19 protein-coding genes are annotated in these 17,788 nt (G+C 62.2%); 4 read left to right on the forward strand and 15 right to left on the reverse strand.

Going from position 1 to position 17,788, the window contains the following annotated elements:
* Nucleotides 1–34 precede the first annotated feature (34 nt).
* On the forward strand, nucleotides 35–199 hold the full coding sequence (gene arfA, locus EXN22_RS24230) for an alternative ribosome rescue factor ArfA (protein ID WP_038998593.1): 165 nt from the start codon (nucleotides 35–37) through the stop codon (nucleotides 197–199).
* Between the two features lie 61 nt (nucleotides 200–260).
* Nucleotides 261–1,577: a lytic murein transglycosylase gene (locus tag EXN22_RS24235; RefSeq protein WP_130266424.1), complete on the forward strand. Its 1,317-nt coding sequence runs from the start codon at nucleotides 261–263 to the stop codon at nucleotides 1,575–1,577.
* 15 nt (nucleotides 1,578–1,592) lie between these two features.
* Here the strand turns inward: EXN22_RS24235 and EXN22_RS24240 are convergent, their stop codons facing one another.
* From EXN22_RS24240 to EXN22_RS24310, 14 genes are all read right to left on the reverse strand, one after another.
* On the reverse strand, nucleotides 1,593–2,282 hold the full coding sequence (locus tag EXN22_RS24240; RefSeq protein WP_130266425.1) for a hypothetical protein: 690 nt from the start codon (nucleotides 2,280–2,282) through the stop codon (nucleotides 1,593–1,595).
* A 379-nt stretch (nucleotides 2,283–2,661) separates the two neighbouring features.
* Entirely contained in the window at nucleotides 2,662–3,621 is a 960-nt protein-coding gene (locus EXN22_RS24250; protein WP_130266427.1) for a S66 peptidase family protein, read from the reverse strand.
* A gap of 90 nt (nucleotides 3,622–3,711) precedes the next feature.
* Nucleotides 3,712–4,710: a lipoyl synthase gene (gene lipA / locus EXN22_RS24255; protein ID WP_130266428.1), complete on the reverse strand. Its 999-nt coding sequence runs from the start codon at nucleotides 4,708–4,710 to the stop codon at nucleotides 3,712–3,714.
* A 2-nt stretch (nucleotides 4,711–4,712) separates the two neighbouring features.
* Complete coding sequence (gene lipB / locus EXN22_RS24260; protein ID WP_130266429.1) at nucleotides 4,713–5,360, reverse strand: lipoyl(octanoyl) transferase LipB; 648 nt, start codon at nucleotides 5,358–5,360, stop codon at nucleotides 4,713–4,715.
* Nucleotides 5,360–5,632: a DUF493 domain-containing protein gene (locus tag EXN22_RS24265; protein WP_130266430.1), complete on the reverse strand. Its 273-nt coding sequence runs from the start codon at nucleotides 5,630–5,632 to the stop codon at nucleotides 5,360–5,362. Before EXN22_RS24265 ends, lipB begins: the two co-directional genes overlap by 1 nt.
* 75 nt (nucleotides 5,633–5,707) lie before the next feature.
* Nucleotides 5,708–6,868, reverse strand: coding sequence for a D-alanyl-D-alanine carboxypeptidase family protein (locus EXN22_RS24270; RefSeq protein ID WP_130266431.1), 1,161 nt, complete (start codon nucleotides 6,866–6,868; stop codon nucleotides 5,708–5,710).
* Between the two features lie 134 nt (nucleotides 6,869–7,002).
* Entirely contained in the window at nucleotides 7,003–8,007 is a 1,005-nt protein-coding gene (locus EXN22_RS24275; protein ID WP_130266432.1) for a septal ring lytic transglycosylase RlpA family protein, read from the reverse strand.
* Nucleotides 8,007–9,017, reverse strand: a complete 1,011-nt coding sequence (gene mltB / locus EXN22_RS24280) for a lytic murein transglycosylase B (protein ID WP_130266433.1) — start codon at nucleotides 9,015–9,017, stop codon at nucleotides 8,007–8,009. Before mltB ends, EXN22_RS24275 begins: the two co-directional genes overlap by 1 nt.
* A gap of 17 nt (nucleotides 9,018–9,034) precedes the next feature.
* Entirely contained in the window at nucleotides 9,035–10,138 is a 1,104-nt protein-coding gene (gene rodA / locus EXN22_RS24285; protein WP_165392295.1) for a rod shape-determining protein RodA, read from the reverse strand.
* A 38-nt stretch (nucleotides 10,139–10,176) separates the two neighbouring features.
* A complete protein-coding gene (gene mrdA, locus EXN22_RS24290; protein WP_130266435.1) occupies nucleotides 10,177–12,066 on the reverse strand; it encodes a penicillin-binding protein 2 in 1,890 nt (629 codons plus the stop codon).
* Nucleotides 12,067–12,082: 16 nt separating this feature from the next.
* Nucleotides 12,083–12,550, reverse strand: coding sequence for a 23S rRNA (pseudouridine(1915)-N(3))-methyltransferase RlmH (rlmH, locus tag EXN22_RS24295; RefSeq protein ID WP_010222895.1), 468 nt, complete (start codon nucleotides 12,548–12,550; stop codon nucleotides 12,083–12,085).
* Between the two features lie 9 nt (nucleotides 12,551–12,559).
* Entirely contained in the window at nucleotides 12,560–12,985 is a 426-nt protein-coding gene (rsfS, locus tag EXN22_RS24300) for a ribosome silencing factor (RefSeq protein ID WP_130266436.1), read from the reverse strand.
* 45 nt (nucleotides 12,986–13,030) lie between these two features.
* Nucleotides 13,031–13,681 carry a nicotinate-nucleotide adenylyltransferase gene (gene nadD, locus EXN22_RS24305; RefSeq protein WP_130266896.1) on the reverse strand — a complete coding sequence of 217 codons (651 nt, stop codon included), beginning with the start codon at nucleotides 13,679–13,681 and terminating at the stop codon, nucleotides 13,031–13,033.
* Nucleotides 13,682–13,718: 37 nt separating this feature from the next.
* Entirely contained in the window at nucleotides 13,719–14,990 is a 1,272-nt protein-coding gene (locus EXN22_RS24310; RefSeq protein ID WP_130266437.1) for a glutamate-5-semialdehyde dehydrogenase, read from the reverse strand.
* Between the two features lie 185 nt (nucleotides 14,991–15,175).
* Here EXN22_RS24310 and EXN22_RS24315 point away from each other — a divergent pair, with 185 nt between their 5' ends.
* A complete protein-coding gene (locus EXN22_RS24315; protein ID WP_130266438.1) occupies nucleotides 15,176–15,868 on the forward strand; it encodes a DNA-3-methyladenine glycosylase in 693 nt (230 codons plus the stop codon).
* Nucleotides 15,869–15,872: 4 nt separating this feature from the next.
* Entirely contained in the window at nucleotides 15,873–17,189 is a 1,317-nt protein-coding gene (locus EXN22_RS24320; RefSeq protein WP_130266439.1) for a bifunctional DedA family/phosphatase PAP2 family protein, read from the forward strand.
* Between the two features lie 4 nt (nucleotides 17,190–17,193).
* Here EXN22_RS24320 and EXN22_RS24325 read toward each other — a convergent pair whose 3' ends face one another.
* The gene (locus EXN22_RS24325; protein ID WP_130266440.1) at nucleotides 17,194–17,784 is read right to left on the reverse strand and encodes an LON peptidase substrate-binding domain-containing protein; all 591 of its coding nucleotides are present in this window, start codon (nucleotides 17,782–17,784) and stop codon (nucleotides 17,194–17,196) included.
* Nucleotides 17,785–17,788: the final 4 nt, after the last annotated feature.

A 17,788-nucleotide genomic window follows, 5' to 3' on the forward strand; every position in this document is an offset into this window, starting at 1 on the left:
TGCGCCCGACACCCACCCAGCAGGACTCCCTGTCATGAGCAAAAAACCCGCAAAACCCGGGCCCAACAAGGCCAAATCCATCGTTGCCCAGCCTCTGTTCCGTAGCCGCCAGGAACCCGCCGGCAAAGGCAAAGGCAGCTACCGCCGCGAAGCCTTCCAATCGAGAGATTGGGAGGCTTCTTACTTTTTGGCCGCATAAAGGCAAGAATTCGACAGGCATGGTATGGTCGGCACCTGACCTGAAATACCTGGACCTGTGCATGCCCCTTTGTCTTACCCGTCGCTGGCAACCTCGCCAGCTGATTGCCGCCTCCAGCCTCATCCTGCTGGTCGCCTGCGCGGAAAAACCCACCGCCGCCGATGCGCTGCCGCTGGCCCCTGCCCAGCCGGCTCCGGTAGTCACTCTGCCCACCCCCGCCGTCGACACCAACAGCGAAATCCAGCCGTTGCAAACCTTTGCCCAATGGCAAGCGGGCTTTCGTCAGCAAGCCCTGCAAGCAGGCATCAACCCCACCACCTTTGACCGCGCCTTCCTCGGTGTCACGCCCGACATGGATGTGATCAAGGCCGACCGCAGCCAGCCGGAGTTCACCCGGCCGGTGTGGGAGTACCTCGACGGCGCCCTGTCGCCGCTGCGCGTGCGCAATGGCAAGGGCCTGCTGGAAAAACACGCCGACCTGCTCAGCCAGATCGAACAGCGCTATGGCGTCGACCGCAATGTGCTGGTCTCGGTGTGGGGCATGGAAAGCAACTTTGGCCAGTTCCAGGGCAACAAATCGGTAATCCGCTCCCTGGCCACCCTGGCCTATGAAGGCCGCCGCCCGGCATTTGCCCACGCGCAACTGATCGCGGCCCTGCAGATCCTGCAGAACGGTGATATCCAGCCAGATGCGATGAAAGGCTCGTGGGCCGGGGCCATGGGCCAGACCCAATTCATCCCCACCACCTACAACACCCATGCGGTGGACTTCGATGGCGATGGCCGCCGGGATATCTGGAACAGCTCGGCAGACGCCCTGGCGTCCACCGCTCATTACCTGCAAAGCTCTGGCTGGAAACGCGGCGAGCCCTGGGGCTTCGAGGTGCAACTGGCACCTGGCTTTGATTATTGGCTGGCCGATGGCAGCCAGCGCAAGACAGTAGCCGAATGGCTGCAACTGGGTCTGAAACTGCCTACTGGCGCACGCGTACCAGCCGGCAGTGAACAGCTGTCAGCGGCCCTGCTGCTGCCTGCCGGCTACCGCGGCCCGGCATTCCTGGTGCTGGACAACTTCCGCGCGATCCTCAAGTACAACAACTCGTCGTCCTATGCCATGGCGGTCGGCCTGCTGGGCCAGCGTTTCGAGGGTTCGGGCTACATTGCCGGATCGTGGCCCAAGGATGACCTGCCGCTGAGCCGCAGTGAACGCGTCGAGCTGCAGACCCTGCTCAGTGCCCGCAACTACGACGCTGGAAACGCCGATGGCATCATTGGCGCCAACACCCGCAAGGCCATCCGCAGTGCCCAGCAGGCGCTGGGCTGGCCGGCTGATGGGTATCCGACGCACAAGTTGCTTGAAAGCCTGCGTAATCGGTGAACTACAAAAAGCCCGTCAATGCTGTATCTGGCGGGCTTGTTCAACACACTGCAAATGGAACGACTCGGTCATTTGATCCCGGCAAACCCGATACCGCTGAGCTCGTCGTTCAATCACCCTTCGCAGTTGTTCAGGAGAGTCGTTTATTCTACGCTCCACGAACACCCGATCACCAAATCCAAAGTACCCGTTCTCTCCGCTTTCAATCAGGCCATGAGTTGCCATCAGCTGTTTGACTTTCTCAGTTGAGATCCCCGACGGCGGCGTCAGTACAGGATTAAGGCTCAGTCCAAGCGCAAAGCGCTGCGCGGACCAATGACCGGACTGCACAGCGCTACTAGCATCAAGTGCAAACGTATTGTTTGCCTTTCTCGCCTGCAAGGCGCCTCCAGGATAGTATTCCAGCGGAATAGCACTGGCAATAAGCCCACCGTGTTTGTACATATCGCTGAACAGAGACTCCACCAGATCGGCAACAGCATCAAGTACTACTACCTCCCCCAGAAAATTTGCCTGACTATCAAATTGCCAATAGTTGAAGTTGACCAATCTCAAACGATCACAATTGACAGGTGCTTCGCTGCCTAACACGCCGCTTTGTTGTAAGTGAAGACAGCGCTCCGGAGAGACCGAGCCAACATCAGCCACACCGGGCATCCCCCACAACGCACTCAACAGTAATACCGCGCACTTACTTTTGTTCATTACAATTGACCTATATAGTCGCCACCCACAAAAGTCATCACTCTGGACCCTCACCGCCGAGCTAAGAAATTGGACACTTCCGAATCCTTATCAAGACGGCGGTCAATTTGTTGTAAGGGAAAAGAAGTGAAACTCCCCCACACGCTCGGCGAACCAAGCACTGCGCTCGGGGTTGCCGGGGCGGTAATGCAGACGGTTGACGCTAGTGTGTGCGGCCGCCACAGGGTCAATCATCGTAGAACCACCGGTTCGCTGGCAAAATTGATGTACTCGAAGCGCACCACACGCAAACGGCTGCAAGAGGGTCAGAGCCATAGAGAGTGCGAGCGCCAGGGCCAGGCGGCGGTAAATATCTAGCCCTTCAAGCACCAATGCCGGATTAACACGCGAACAGATCCTGCAGCAGTTGCAGGTGTTGCCGTTGAGCATCCAGATGCACCCGCGCGCCCATCGGCAAGGTCAGGTTGGGATCGCAATGGCCGCTGCGCCAACCCGCCAGCACCGGAATATTCAGCGGCGCGAAGAACTGGCGCAACAACGGCGCCAGCGCCTCCAGCGTGATCCCGGCAAAATCCCCGACCAGCACACCCTGAATACCCTCAAGTTTGCCCGCCAGGCGCAACTGGGTTAGCAGGCGATCGACGCGGAACAGCGGCTCGTTGACGTCTTCGATAAACAGGATACCTCCCGTGCAGTCTATTTCTGCGGGGGTCGCGAGGGTCGCGCACAGCAGCGACAGGTTGCCGCCCAGCAATCGCCCGCTGGCTGCACCAGGCAGAACAGTGGTCAATGGCCAGTCCTGGGGATGCTCCAGCACATCGCCAGCACCCAATTGACCGCAGATCTGCTCAAACAGCGAGGACAGGGTCGGCTCCTGTTTGTTACCCAGCAATTCGGACTTGAGCATGGCACCATGGAACGACACAAACCCGGCATGGCGGGCAATAGCCGTGTGCAACGCGGTGATGTCGCTGTAGCCGACCAGGGGCTTGGGATGACGGCGCAACAGCTCGAAATCGATCCCTTCAAGCAAGCGCATGCTGCCATAGCCGCCACGCAGGCAGATGATTGCATCGACATCGCTGGCGGCAAAAGCGTCGTGCAGGTCTTGCAGGCGCTGGGCGTCAGTGCCGGCGAGGTAGCCGTTCGCAGCAGTCACGCCCGGGTAGATCCGGCACCGATAACCGCGCGCCTCGAACCATTGGTTGACCTTGAGCGTGTCGACCTCGGCCGGCCCTGCCGGAGCGATGATTGCAATCAGCCCACCTGCGGGCAGGGGCATCGGCAGCGGCTGGGCATGCGTCAGTACAGCGGCATGGGCTACGAAGGGTAGGTTCATCCAGACAACTCCTTGTGTGGACAGGTCTGCAAACAAAAATGCCGATGTCGCTGGGCAGCGGACATCGGCATCGAGAGGACCAGGCGTCGATCAGAGTTTGATCTTGGCCTCGTGCGCCTGCTGGTCGGCATGGTACGAAGAACGCACCAGCGGGCCGGAGGCGACGTTCTTGAAGCCCATCTTGTAGCCTTCTTCAGCGAACCAGGCGAAGGTGTCCGGGTGCACGAAACGCTGCACCGGCAAGTGGCTGCGCGAAGGCTGCAGGTACTGGCCGAGGGTCAGCATGTCGATGTTGTGCTCGCGCATGCGATGCATCACTTCGATCACTTCTTCGTCAGTTTCACCCAGGCCCAACATCAGGCCGGACTTGGTCGGTACGTGCGGGACCAGCTCCTTGAACTTCTGCAGCAAGGTCAGCGACCACTGGTAATCCGAGCCCGGACGGGCGGCCTTGTACAGACGCGGTACGGTTTCCAGGTTGTGGTTGAACACATCCGGCGGCTCTTGCGCGGTAATAGCCAGCGCCACGTCCATCCGGCCACGGTAGTCGGGCACCAGGGTTTCCAGCTGAACACCCGGCGACAGCTTGCGGATTTCCCGCAGGCAGTCGGCAAAGTGCTGGGCACCACCGTCACGCAGGTCGTCGCGGTCGACCGAGGTGATCACCACGTACTTCAGACGCAGGTCGGCAATCGCCACCGCCAGGTTCATCGGTTCGTCAGCGTCCAGCGCTTTCGGCCGGCCGTGGCCGACGTCGCAGAACGGGCAACGACGGGTGCAGATGTCACCCATGATCATGAAGGTTGCGGTGCCACCCGAGAAGCACTCGCCCAGGTTCGGGCAGGAGGCCTCTTCGCACACGCTGTGCAGCTTGTGTTTGCGCAGCAGTTGCTTGATGCGGTCGACTTCCGGCGAAACCGGGATACGCACGCGAATCCAGTCAGGCTTCTTCGGCAGCTCGTCGGTAGGGATGATCTTTACCGGGATACGCGCGACTTTTTCCGCGCCACGCAGTTTCACACCCGCCTCGACCTTGGGCCGAGGCGCTGGCGTCACGCTTTGCACTGGTTCTTGCACAACAGTAGTCATATTCAGAAGATTCCGCCCGTAAGGGTCGTCTGCTCAGCATAGTCGAGGTGCTTGACCAGCTGCCCGCGCAGCCTTGCCCTTACCTCAGAGAGTTCGATCGAGCCTGCCTGGTCGCGCAGCTGGGTCATGGCCAGCCCCGCATACCCGCAGGGGTTAATCCGGCGGAATGGCCCAAGGTCCATGTCCACGTTCAGGGCAAGGCCGTGGAACGAACAGCCATTGCGAATCCGCAGGCCGAGCGAGGCGATCTTCGCCCCCTCGACATAGACGCCCGGCGCATCGGCCTTGGCCGCCGCCTCGACGTTGTAACTGGCCAGCAGCTCGATCAGGCAGCGCTCGATGCGGCTGACCAGCTCACGCACGCCAAAGCCCAGGCGCCGTACATCGAGCAGCAGGTAGGCGACCAACTGGCCCGGACCGTGGTAGGTCACCTGGCCACCGCGATCGGTCTGCACCACCGGAATGTCTCCCGGCACCAGCAGATGCTCGGCCTTGCCAGCCTGGCCCTGGGTGAACACCGCCGGGTGTTCAACCAGCCAGACCTCATCGGCCGTGCCCGGGCCACGCTGGTCGGTGAACCGACGCATGGCCTCCAGCACCGGCTGGTAAGGCAGCAGGCCGAGGTCGCGAAAGCCGAGGCACGCGGGCATCAAAGCACCATTTTCACGATGCCGGTCGCGCGCAGGGCGCTGTTGATATCGTGCAGCTGGTCTTCACCGGTGGCGATGATGTGCAGTTGCACCGTGGTGTACTTGCCTTCCTTGCTCTGACGCTCAGCCAGGGTGCTCATGTCGACCGTGGCGTGCTTCTTGAGGATCTCGATTACCGTGTCCTTGAAATTGACTACGGTGTCGCCGATGACCTTGATCGGGTAATCGGCGCAAGGGAATTCGATTTTGTGCGATTTGTCAGCTTCGGTCATGGCAGTAACGGCCTCGTAAGCCGTGGCAACAACAACGCCCCCGCGTGAATGGCGGGGGCGTGGCAGGTCACGATATCAGTTGAACAACCCGTAGAAGAATAGCCGAATGCTATCCCACACACGACGGAAGAAACCGCCTTCCTCAACGCCATCCAGCGCGATCAGGTCGGCACTGTGGACAACCTTGTCATCCAGTTTGACTTCCACTTTACCGATCACGTCACCTTTGTTGATCGGAGCGATCAGCTGCGGGTTCATGGTCATGCTTGCGGCCAGGTTTTTCAATTGGCCTTTAGGCAAAGTCATGCTCAGGTCCTGGGCCAGCCCGGCTTTGACCTGGTTGGTTGCACCCTTCCAGACTGGCGCCTGGGCAAGTTCGGTACCCTTCTGGTAGAAGGTCTGGGTTTCGAAGAAGCGGAAGCCGTAGGTCAGCAGCTTCTGGGTTTCGGCCGCACGCGATTGCTCGCTGTTGGTACCGAAGACCACGGCGATCAGGCGCATGCCGTCACGTACCGCCGAAGACACCATGCAATAACCGGCTTCGTCGGTGTGGCCGGTTTTCAGGCCGTCGACGGTCTTGTCGCGCCACAGCAGCAGGTTGCGGTTAGGCTGCTTGATGTTGTTCCAGAAGAACTCCTTCTGCGAGTAGATCGCATAGTGAGCCGGATCTTCGTGGATGATTGCGCGCGCCAGCACTGCCATGTCGTGGGCCGACGAGTAGTGCTCGGGATTCGGCAGGCCGGTGGGGTTCATGAAGTGGCTGTTGCTCATGCCCAGATCGGTCGCGGTCTTGTTCATCATGTCGGCGAAGGCGTCTTCGCTGCCGGCGATGTGCTCGGCCAGGGCAACGCTGGCGTCGTTACCCGACTGGATGATAATGCCGTGCAGCAGGTCGCTGACGCTGACCTGGGTGCCGACCTTGATGAACATCCGCGAACCGCCGGTACGCCAGGCGTTTTCACTGACGGTCACCGGATCGTTCTCGCCAATCTGCCCGCGACGGATATCCAGGGTCGCGATGTAGGCGGTCATCAGCTTGGTCAGGCTCGCCGGAGGCAGACGCTGGTCACCATTGTTCTCGACCAGGATGTTGCCGCTGGAGGCTTCCATGAGCACGTAGGACTTGGCAGCCAGTTGCGGCGGCGACGGCATCATCTGCTCTGCCGCGAAGGCGGCAGGGGCAATCATCAGCGGTACAAGCAGGCAAAGGCGTTTGGCAAAGCTGGTAATGTTCATCCGTCTCTCGAAATGGCTAATGGGCTCATGCCCTCATGGGCAAAACGTTTACAGGCGCATGGCCTGACGGGCAAAACCGCCATTGTACATGGCGGCTGCGCCCGGCTGCATGACAAACCGATCAGTCCCCCCGATCAGTCTGCCGTGACGACTTTGGGTTGTCCCAGATTGGCCAGACGCACGCTGTCCTGCATCTGCTGGGCTTCACCCTGGCTGTTGATCGGCCCCAGGCGAACCCGGTGCAGGGTCTGCTGGTTACGCACGATCGAACTGATGAACACCGGCGCGCTGACCATGCTGCTGAGCTTGGAGCGCAACAGCTCGGCGGCGTCCGGGTTGGCGAAGGCACCGACCTGCAAGTAAAGACCATTACTGGCCAGGGTGTTGTTGCTTGCGACCTGCACCGGCACCACCGAAGCGGCGTGCTGTTGCGGTGGCGGCGTCCATTGCTCGACCGCGCCGGTGCTGGCCGGCATGGCCTGGGTCTGAGCCACTTGCGGCTGATCAAGGACCATGGGCGCCGGCTGGCCACGCTGGGCCCACCATTGTTTCGGGTCGATGCCCTCGACGCGCACCCGCGCGGTGCCGGTTTCGGCATAACCGAGCTTCTTCGCCGCCGCATAGGACAGGTCGATGATGCGGTCGGAGTAGAACGGCCCGCGGTCGTTGACCCGCAGGATCACGCTGCGCTGGTTGTCGAGATTGGTAACCTTGACGTAGGCCGGCAGTGGCAAGGTCTTGTGCGCCGCACTCATACCATAGAGGTCATAGACCTCGCCATTGGCGGTGTTCTGGCCATGAAACTTGGTGCCATACCAGGACGCCGTGCCCTCGGCGCGGTAGTTGCGCGACTCGGGGATCGGGAAATAGGTCTTGCCCAGTACGGTGTAGGGGTTGGCCTTGTAATTACCGGTGTGCACCGTAGGTGTCGCGTCTGGAATCTTCGAGACGTCGACATCCCACCAGGGCGCGCCATCCTTGTGGGCCCGGTTTATATCCAGGCCTGGCTTGGCACGTACGACATTACCGGAGGGTTGCGAAGAACTGCTTGGGCGGCTGCTCGAACAACTCACCAGTACCAGGCCCAGGGCCGCACAGCCGAGCATTTTCAACGATGTAGCAGAGAACATTCCGCGCATTACTTGGCGCCCCGTGCTTGAACCAGCAGGTCCGAGAGCTGATGCACTGCCATGGCATACATCACGCTGCGGTTATAGCGAGTGATCGCGTAGAAGTTTTTCAGGCCCAGCCAGTATTCGGGGCCGTTGTCGCCTTCGAGCCGGAACGCCGTGACCGGCAGATCATCGCGCAGCGCATCATGACTCGACCACCCCAGTGCCCGCAACTCCCCGACTGTCTTGACCGCGTCGATGCCCGGGCTCAGCCCCTCATCGACACGCTCGCCACGCACCATGGCGCGGCTGACCACCTGCTCACCGGCCACCCAGCCATGCCGCTTGAAGTAGCTGGCGACGCTGCCAATGGCATCATCCGGGTTGTTCCAGATATTGATGTGACCGTCGCCGTCAAAGTCGACGGCGTAGGCGCGAAAGCTGCTCGGCATGAACTGCGGCAGGCCCATGGCGCCGGCGTAAGAGCCCTTGAGGGTCAGCGGATCGACTTGTTCTTCACGGGCCAGCAACAGGTATTCGCGCAATTCCTTGCGGAAGAATTCGGCGCGTGGCGGGTAATCGAAGCCCAGGGTCGACAGTGCGTCGATCACCCGGTAATTGCCGGTGTTGCGACCAAAGAAGGTTTCGACACCGATGATTGAGACGATCACCTGGGCCGGGACCCCATATTCCTGTTCGGCGCGGGCCAAGGTGGCCTCATGCTGGCGCCAGAAATCCACGCCCCGGGCAACCCGGGCGTCGGTGAGGAACATAGGACGGTAGTCTTTCCAGGGCTTTACCCGCTCAGCAGGGCGCGAGATCGCGTCGAGGATCGCCTGCTTGCGCTGCACCTCGCGAAACACCGCCATCAACTGCTCACCGGCAAAACCGTAGTCGCGGGTCATCTCACCGACGAACTCGGCCACTTTGGGCGAGCCGTCATAGTCACCGGCCAAAGCGCTCTGCGCCCCGCCCAGCAAACCCAGAAAGCCGACCCAGGGTGCACAGCGAGCCACCCAGCCACGCATTGCTTGCATGTAATTGTTCACCTTATTCAAACCTGCGCAATCCATTTGCGGTGCGTATGGATCGACATTAAAACTCCAAACGCTGACAGCAGCGTCACCAACGAAGTTCCGCCATAACTAATGAAGGGCAGCGGCACGCCCACCACGGGCAACAAGCCGCTGACCATACCGATGTTGACGAAGACATAGACAAAGAAGGTCATGGTCAGGCTGCCGGCCAGCAATTTGCCGTAGAGCGTCTGGGCCTGGGCGGTAATCACCAGGCCACGGCCGATCAGCAGCAGGTAGATCAGCAGCAGCGCACAGATGCCGACCAGGCCGAATTCCTCGCCGAGCACGGCAATGATGAAGTCGGTGTGGCTTTCCGGCAGAAAGTCCAGGTGCGACTGGGTACCCAGCAGCCAGCCCTTGCCGAACACCCCGCCCGATCCGATTGCCGCCTTCGACTGGATAATGTTCCAGCCGGTGCCCAGCGGATCGCTTTCCGGGTCGAGGAAGGTCAGCACCCGCTGCTTCTGATAGTCGTGCATGACGAAGAACCACATGGCCACCGCCACCGGCACCGCCGCCGTCACCACACTGAGGATCCAGCGCCAGCGCAAGCCACCCATAAACAGCACGAAGGCACCGGAAGCAAGGATCAACAAGGCGGTGCCCAGGTCCGGTTGACGCACGATGAGGATGAACGGCAGGCCAATCATGATCAGGCTGATCATCACGTGCTTGAGGTGTGGCGGCAGCGAGCGCTTGGCCAGGTACCAGGCGATGGTCGCCGGCATGATGATCTTCATGAATTCCGAGGGCTGGAAGCGAATCACCCCGGGAATGTTGATCCAGCGTGTTGCGCCCATGGCGTTGTGGCCCATGACGTCAACCACCACCAGCAGGATGACCCCGACGACATAGGCCAACGGTACCCAGCGCGCCATGAAACGTGGCTCCAACTGGGCGATCACGAACATCGACACCAGGCCGATGCCAAAGGAACTGGCCTGCTTGAGCAGCAGGTCCCAGTTCTTGCCGCTGGCCGAATACAGCACGAACAGGCTGCCGGCGGCCAGAGTCAGCAGCAGGATCAGCAACGGCCCGTCGATATGGATACGCTGCAGGAAGCTGGCGCGACGACGCATGACGTCCTCGCTGGAAAGCATGCGGTCGAAGTTGTTTTTCACGGGGCCGATTCCTGAACAACGGTAGCGGGAGCGAACTCGGGCTTGAGTCGGCCGCTCTCGTCAAGCAACCAGGCGTCCATCACCTGGCGCATCACTGGCGCTGCGACTCGGCCACCTGCCTCGCCGTTTTCGATCATGACCGACACCACGATCCTGGGGTTCTCTGCCGGGGCGAAGCCAACGAACAGGGCGTGGTCGCGGTGGCGCTCCTGAACCTTGTTACGGTCGTACTTCTCGCCCTGTTTGATTGCCACTACCTGAGCGGTACCGCTCTTGCCGGCGATGCGGTACTGGGCCCCAGCGGCGGCGGCACGGGCGGTGCCGCGGGCGTTGTGCATCACCTGCTCCATGCCATGGGTGACCTTGGCCCAGTCGGACTTGTCGCGCAGCACGATGTCTTCCATCGGATTATTATCCACAGGCGGCTGGCCTTCGATGGTCTTGGCCAGGTGCGGACGGTTCCACTTGCCCTTATTGGCGATCAGCGCGATGGCCTGGGCCATCTGCAGCGGTGTGGTCTGCATGTAGCCCTGGCCGATACCAAGGATCAGCGTCTCGCCCGGGAACCAGGCCTGACGGCGGGTGGCGCGCTTCCATTCGCGGGTCGGCATCAGGCCGGGAGACTCCTCGAACATGTCCAGGGCGACTTTCTGCCCGAGGCCGAACCTGTTCATGTAGCTGGACAGGCGGTCGATGCCCATCTTGTGCGCCAGGTCGTAGAAGTAGGTGTCGTTGGAACGCATGATCGCCAGGTCCAGGTCGACCCAGCCGTCGCCACTGCGGTTCCAGTTACGGTACTTGTGATCATAGTTGGGCAACTGGTAGTAGCCCGGGTCGAACACCCGGCTGGAGGCGGTGACCACACCACTGTCCAGGCCGGCGACGGCCACTGCCGGCTTGATGGTCGAGCCCGGCGGATACAGGCCGCGCAGCACGCGGTTGAACAATGGCCGGTCGATCGAGTCGCGCAGCTCGGCGTAAGCCTTGAAGCTGATGCCGGTGACGAATGGGTTGGGGTCGAAACTCGGCTGGCTGACCATCGCCAGCACCTCGCCAGTGTTCGGGTCGAGGGCGACGATAGCACCACGACGCCCGGCCAGGGCAATCTCGGCGGCTTCCTGCAGCTTGATGTCGAGGCTCAGGACAATGTCTTTGCCAGGAACCGGATCGGTGCGCTTGAGCACCCGCAATACCCGGCCACGGGCGTTGGTCTCGACCTCTTCGTAACCCACCTGGCCATGCAGCTCCGGCTCGTAGAAACGCTCGATGCCGGTCTTGCCGATATGGTGGGTGCCGCTGTAGTTGACCGGATCGAGGGCCTTCAGCTCTTTTTCGTTGATCCGCCCGACATAGCCGACCGAGTGGGCAAAGTGCGCGCCCTGCGGGTAGTGACGCACCAACTGGGCGACCACTTCCACACCCGGCAGGCGGAACTGGTTCACCGCGATGCGGGCGATCTGTTCCTCGGTCAGCTCGAACAGGATCGGCACCGGCTCGAACGGCCGACGCCCCTGGCGCATGCGCTTTTCAAACAGGGTGCGGTCGTCCGGGGTCAGCTCCAGTACCTCGACGATCACATCGAGCACCTGCTGCCAGTCGCCGGAACGCTCGCGGGTCATGCTCAGACTGAAGCTGGGCCGGTTGTCGGCGATGATCACCCCGTTGCGGTCGAAGATCAGCCCACGGGTCGGCGGAATCGGTTGCACATGCACCCGGTTGTTTTCCGACAGGGTCGAGTGATAGTCGTACTGAATCACCTGCAGGTAATACAGGCGGGCGATCAACACGCAGATCAGCAGGACGATCGCCACTGCGCCGACCACGACGCGGCTACGCACCAGACGGGCGTCTTTCTCGTGATCCTTGAGGCGAATCGGCTGCGACATTGAAAAGGCTTAAGGCTTATTTATGGTAGGGATGCCCGGACAGTACGGTCCAGGCGCGGTACAGCTGTTCGCCGATCAGTATCCTTACCAACGGGTGGGGCAGTGTCAGCGGCGACAGCGACCAGCGCTGTTCGGCCCGCGCGCAGACTTCCGGCGCCAGCCCTTCGGGGCCGCCGACCATGAAGTTGACGGTGCGCGAGTCCAGGCGCCAGCGGTCCAGTTCGACCGCCAGTTGCTCGGTACTCCAGGGCTTGCCATGGACCTCCAGGGTGACAATCCGTTCCCCTGGCTGGACCTTGGCAAGCATGGCCTCGCCCTCCTGACGAATCAGGCGAGCGACATCGGCATTCTTGCCCCGGGTATTGAGCGGTATTTCCACCAGCTCCAGCGACAGCTCCGAGGGCAGGCGCTTGGCATACTCATGCCAACCGTCCTCGACCCACTTGGGCATGCGCGAGCCGACCGCGATCAGACGCAGACGCACGAGCCTTCCTTACTCCCGATCTTTCAGCTTGTCTGAAAAGTCGTGGGTGTTTTCCGGACTGTGGTGCTTGCCGTCGGCGGCGCGGCTCTGCTCGGCACCCATCCACAGGCGTTCGAGGTCATAGAACTGACGGGCAGCGGCGGTCATCATGTGCACGATGACGTCGTTGAGGTCGAGCAGCACCCAGTCGCTGTCGCCCTTGCCTTCTTCGCCCAGTGGCTGCACGCCCTTGGCCTTGACCTGCTCACGGACCTTTTCCAGCATCGCGCTGATCTGGCGGTTGGAGGTACCGGTAGCGATGATCATGTAATCGGTCAGGCTGTGCTTTTCTTTTACGTCGATGATCTGGATATCCTGGGCCTTGACGTCTTCCAGGGCTGCCTTGGTCAGTTCGACCAGCTCTTCGGCGCTGACATGGTGTTTTTGCTTGGTCATATAAAACTCATTCAACTCAATAGTATGAGGTGCTTTTCAGCACCCTCAGTTCGGCGCACGGTAAAGGTTGTGCGCATCGATGTAGGCCAGTACTGCGTCCGGCACCAGAAACCGCACCGACTTGCCGCTGGCCAGCAGCTGTCGGATCTGCGTGGCTGACACCGCAAGCGGCGTCTGCCAGACGAATGCAATATTCCCGGCAGGCCCTTGCAGGGCCTGCGGATCACTGACCGAACGTGCCGCCAGCAGATTGCGCAGGGCATCCGGTGGCTCGACGTCGGCATCCGGGCGTTGCAGCACCAGAATGTGACAGTGTTGCAGCAATTCTTCCCAACGATGCCAACCGGGCAGGCCGCAAAACGCGTCCCAGCCCAGCAGCAGAAACAGTTGCTCCGAAGCGGCCATTTCGGCACGCATCAGTTCCAGCGTCTCGACGGTGTACGACGGCTTGTCACGCGCAAGCTCCCGGGCATCGACCGCCAGGGTCGGCACACCTTCAACGGCGCACCGCACCATCGCCAGGCGATCCTGCGCCGACACTTGCGGTGTGTCGCGGTGCGGCGGGCGGGCGTTGGGCATCAGCCGCAGCTCGTCCAGCGCCAGCACTTCGGCTACCTCCAGCGCACTGCGCAGGTGGCCGATGTGCACCGGGTCGAATGTCCCGCCGAGTACGCCGATGCGCCGGGTGGGCGACATCGTCGAGACGGGGGCGGGCGGTTTGCGCTCGGCCAAGTCAGAGCGACTCCTGTCCGCGCAGCTGGCCGTCGCCGATCACCACGTACTTCTCGCAGGTCAGGCCTTCCAGGCCGACCGGGCCACGGGCGTGCAGCTTGTCGGTGGAAATCCCGATTTCCGCGCCCAGGCCATACTCGAAACCGTCGGCAAAGCAGGTCGGGGTGTTGATCATCACCGAAGACGAATCGACCTCGGCCATGAACTGGCGAGCCTGCGCCTGATGTTCGGTAACGATGGCATCGGTGTGGTGCGAGCCATAGCGATTGATGTGTTCGATAGCCTGGTCCAGGCCCTCCACCACGCGGATCGACAAGATCGCCGCAAGGTATTCGGTGTGCCAGTCTTCTTCGCTCGCCGGCAGCGCCTCGATGACCTGCCGAGTACGCTCGCAGCCGCGCAGTTCGACGCCTTTTTCCCGAAATTGGCGGGCCATTTCCGGCAAGAACTCGGCAGCCACCGACTGGTCGACCAGCAGAGTTTCCATCGCCCCGCAGATGCCATAACGGTAGGTCTTGGCGTTGAACGCGATGCGCCGGGCCTTGTCCAGCTCGGCATGCTCGGCCACATAGACGTGGCAGATGCCGTCCAGGTGCTTGATCACCGGCACCCGCGCGTCGCGGCTGATGCGCTCGATCAGGCCCTTGCCGCCACGCGGGACGATGACATCGACGAACTCGGGCATGCTGATCAGCGCACCGACCGCTTCGCGATCGGTGGTCTCGACCACTTGCACCACCGCAGCCGGCAGGCCGGCCTCGGCCAGGCCACGCTGGATACAGACGGCAATGGCACGATTGGAATGGATAGCCTCTGAACCGCCACGCAAGATAGTTGCGTTACCCGACTTCAGGCACAGGCTCGCGGCATCGATGGTCACGTTCGGCCGGGACTCGTAGATAATGCCGATCACGCCCAGGGGCACGCGCATCTTGCCGACCTGAATACCCGATGGCCGGTAGCTCATGTCGCGGATCGCGCCGACCGGGTCCGGCAGGCTGGCGACCTGGCGCAGGCCGACGATCATGCCGTCGATGCGCGCCGGCGTCAGCGCCAGGCGCTCGAGCATGGCCGGTTCCAGGCCATTGGCGCGGCCAGCGGCGAGGTCCAGCTCATTGGCGGCGCTCAGCTCGGCGCGAGCAGCATCCAGCGCGTTGGCGGCGGCTTGCAGGGCGCGGTTCTTCTGCGCGGTGCTGGCACGGCCGATCACGCGCGACGCCGCGCGGGCAGCGCGACCCAGGCGGGTCATGTAGTCAAGAACGGACTCAGTCATGGGCTCAGTGGTCTTGGCGAAGGGGAAAATCGGATGATTATAACTGTCGCGTGAGCCCACGCCCAGCGGTGACAGGCGGATGGTCGAAAACAGTACCGGCCCCACACTCCATAATGGCCATTCAGGGTTGGTTAAGGCAGAAATTGCTATCATCGCCCACCTGTCCAGCCGCGAACTTCGCCAGCATGCCCGACTCCGCCCCCTGCCCGCCCCAGGCCCTGCCCGATAGCTTCTTCGATCGCGACGCAGCAGAACTGGCCAAGGCCCTGCTGGGCAAGGTCATCCGCCACCGCCACGGTCCGTACTGGCTGGCCGCGCGGATCATCGAGACCGAGGCCTATTACCTCAGCGACAAGGGCAGCCACGCCTCGCTTGGCTACACCGAAAAACGCCGGGCACTGTTCCTCGATGGCGGGCACATCTACATGTATTACGCCCGCGGTGGCGATTCGTTGAACTTCAGCGCCCACGGTCCGGGCAATGCGGTGTTGATCAAGTCGGCCTTTCCCTTCATCGATGCCCTGTCGGACGCCAACAGCCTGGCGCAGATGCAACTGAACAACCCCGACGCCAGCAACCAGCCACGCCCGCCCGAACGCCTGTGCGCCGGCCAGACCCTGCTGTGCAAGGCCCTGGGCCTGAAAGTGCCGCACTGGGACGGCAAACGCTTCGATGCCGAGCAGCTGTTTGTCGAGGACTGCGGTATCAAAGTGAAACAAATTATCCAGACCACCCGCTTGGGGATTCCTCACGGTCGCGATGAACATCTGCCCTACCGTTTCGTCGACGCCGACTTCGCCCGCCATTGCACACGGAACCCGCTGCGCCGGGGTCAAGTCGAAGGCCGGGACTACTTCTTACTGACACAAGGAAACTGACACGATGGGCCCATGGCTCGACAGCCTGACCACTTGGCTCAGCGCCAACCCGCAGTGGCTTGGCTTGGCAATTTTTCTGGTGGCCTGCGTGGAATGCCTGGCAATTGCCGGGATCATCGTCCCCGGCACCGTCCTGCTGTTCGCCGTGGCCGTACTGGCCGGTAGCGGTGCACTGAGCCTGGGCGAAACCCTGCTGCTGGGCTTTGCCGGTGGTTTACTGGGGGACGCGATCTCCTACACCCTGGGCCGGCGTTTTCACCAGAATATCCGCCGCCTGCCACTGCTGCGCCATCACCCGGAATGGATCGGCAGCGCCGAGACCTACTTCCAGCGCTATGGTATCGCCAGCCTGCTGGTCGGCCGCTTCATCGGCCCGCTACGGCCGATGCTGCCGATGGTTGCCGGCATGTTCGACATGCCTCTGCCGCGCTTCATTGCGGTGAGCCTGCTCGCCGGCGCCGGCTGGGCTGTCGCCTACCTGCTGCCGGGCTGGGCCACTGGCGCAGCCATGCGCCTGCCGCTACCGGAGGGTTTCTGGCCACAGGCGGGGGTGGTGATGGGAGGCCTTGCAGTGCTGATCGGCCTGAGCGTCAACAGCAGCCTGCGCAGCATGCGGCGCGGCACCCGGCTGATTGCCGGGATGAGCCTGCTGGCCCTGATCGGCCTGTTCCTCGGCTGGCCGTACCTGACCCAGTTCGACCAGGGCCTGATGACCCTGATCCAGGAAAACCGCAGCCGCGCTATCGATGGCAGCGTGGTGCTGATCACCCGCCTGGGCGATTTTCGCACCCAGTTCTTCCTCGGTGGCCTGCTCACTGGCCTGCTGCTGCTAGCCCGGCAGTGGCGTCCGGCGATTTTCGCCGGCAGCACGCTGATCGGCACAGCCCTGGCCAATGGCAGCCTCAAATGGTTGTTCGCCCGGGCACGCCCCGAGGTGCTGAGCGATCCACTGACCACCTACAGCATGCCCAGTGGCCACAGCTCGGCAGCCTTTGCCTTCTTTCTGGTCCTGGCGGTACTCGCCGGCCGCGGCCAGCCGCCGCGCATGCGCCTGACCTGGATCATGCTGGGCTGCATTCCGGCGCTGTCGATCGCACTGTCGCGGGTGTACCTCGGCGCGCACTGGCCGACCGACATTCTCGCCGGTGCCATGCTCGCCTGCTGCGTGTGCGCCACCAGCCTGACCCTGACCCAGTACCGCCAGCCGCTCACCGCCCTGCCGTTGCGGGTGTGGTGGCTGATCCTGCCGGCCTGCGTCGCCCTGCTGGCATTCTTTGCCCTGCACTCGTTGCCGCACGCCCTGTTGCGCTACCAGTACTGAAGGCTCAGGCGAACAGCTCGCCTTGAATTCGATCAAGCAGCGCCTGGATAGCTTCCAGGCGCTGGCGCGGTGAGTCGATGGCCAGCAAGTCGAGCTTGTCCTCTTCGACAAAGGGCAGCAGGTAGGCGAGCTGGTTGGCCAGCGCCTGCTGGCCGGTGACGGCCACTGGCATGCCAAGGGATTCGACCATCGGGTGCTCGCCCAATGCAGTGAGCAGCGCCAGCAAATCATCATGATCATCTTCCAGCGGCGCATCGGCCTGCTCCGGCAACCAGGAAACATCGGCCACCAGTAACTGGTCCTTCTGCACCTCGAATGGCCCGACGCGAAAACGCCGGGTGCCCTCGACGCGAATACCGAGCAGGCCGTTGCCCTGCTGCTGGAAGTCGCGAATCACGGCCTCACAGCCCACCTGGGAGAAGCCCGTAGGCACCACGCCGACCTGCTCGCCCTCGAGGATGCACACCACGCCAAAACCGCCACCCTGTTTCATGATGCGGCCGATCATGTCCAGATAGCGCGCCTCGAAGATCTGCAGATCGAGAAAGCAGCCCGGGAACAGCACGGTATTGAGTGGAAACAGCGGTAACGTCATTGCA

This window comes from Pseudomonas tructae, assembly GCF_004214895.1.
GTDB classification, from domain to species: domain Bacteria; phylum Pseudomonadota; class Gammaproteobacteria; order Pseudomonadales; family Pseudomonadaceae; genus Aquipseudomonas; species Aquipseudomonas tructae.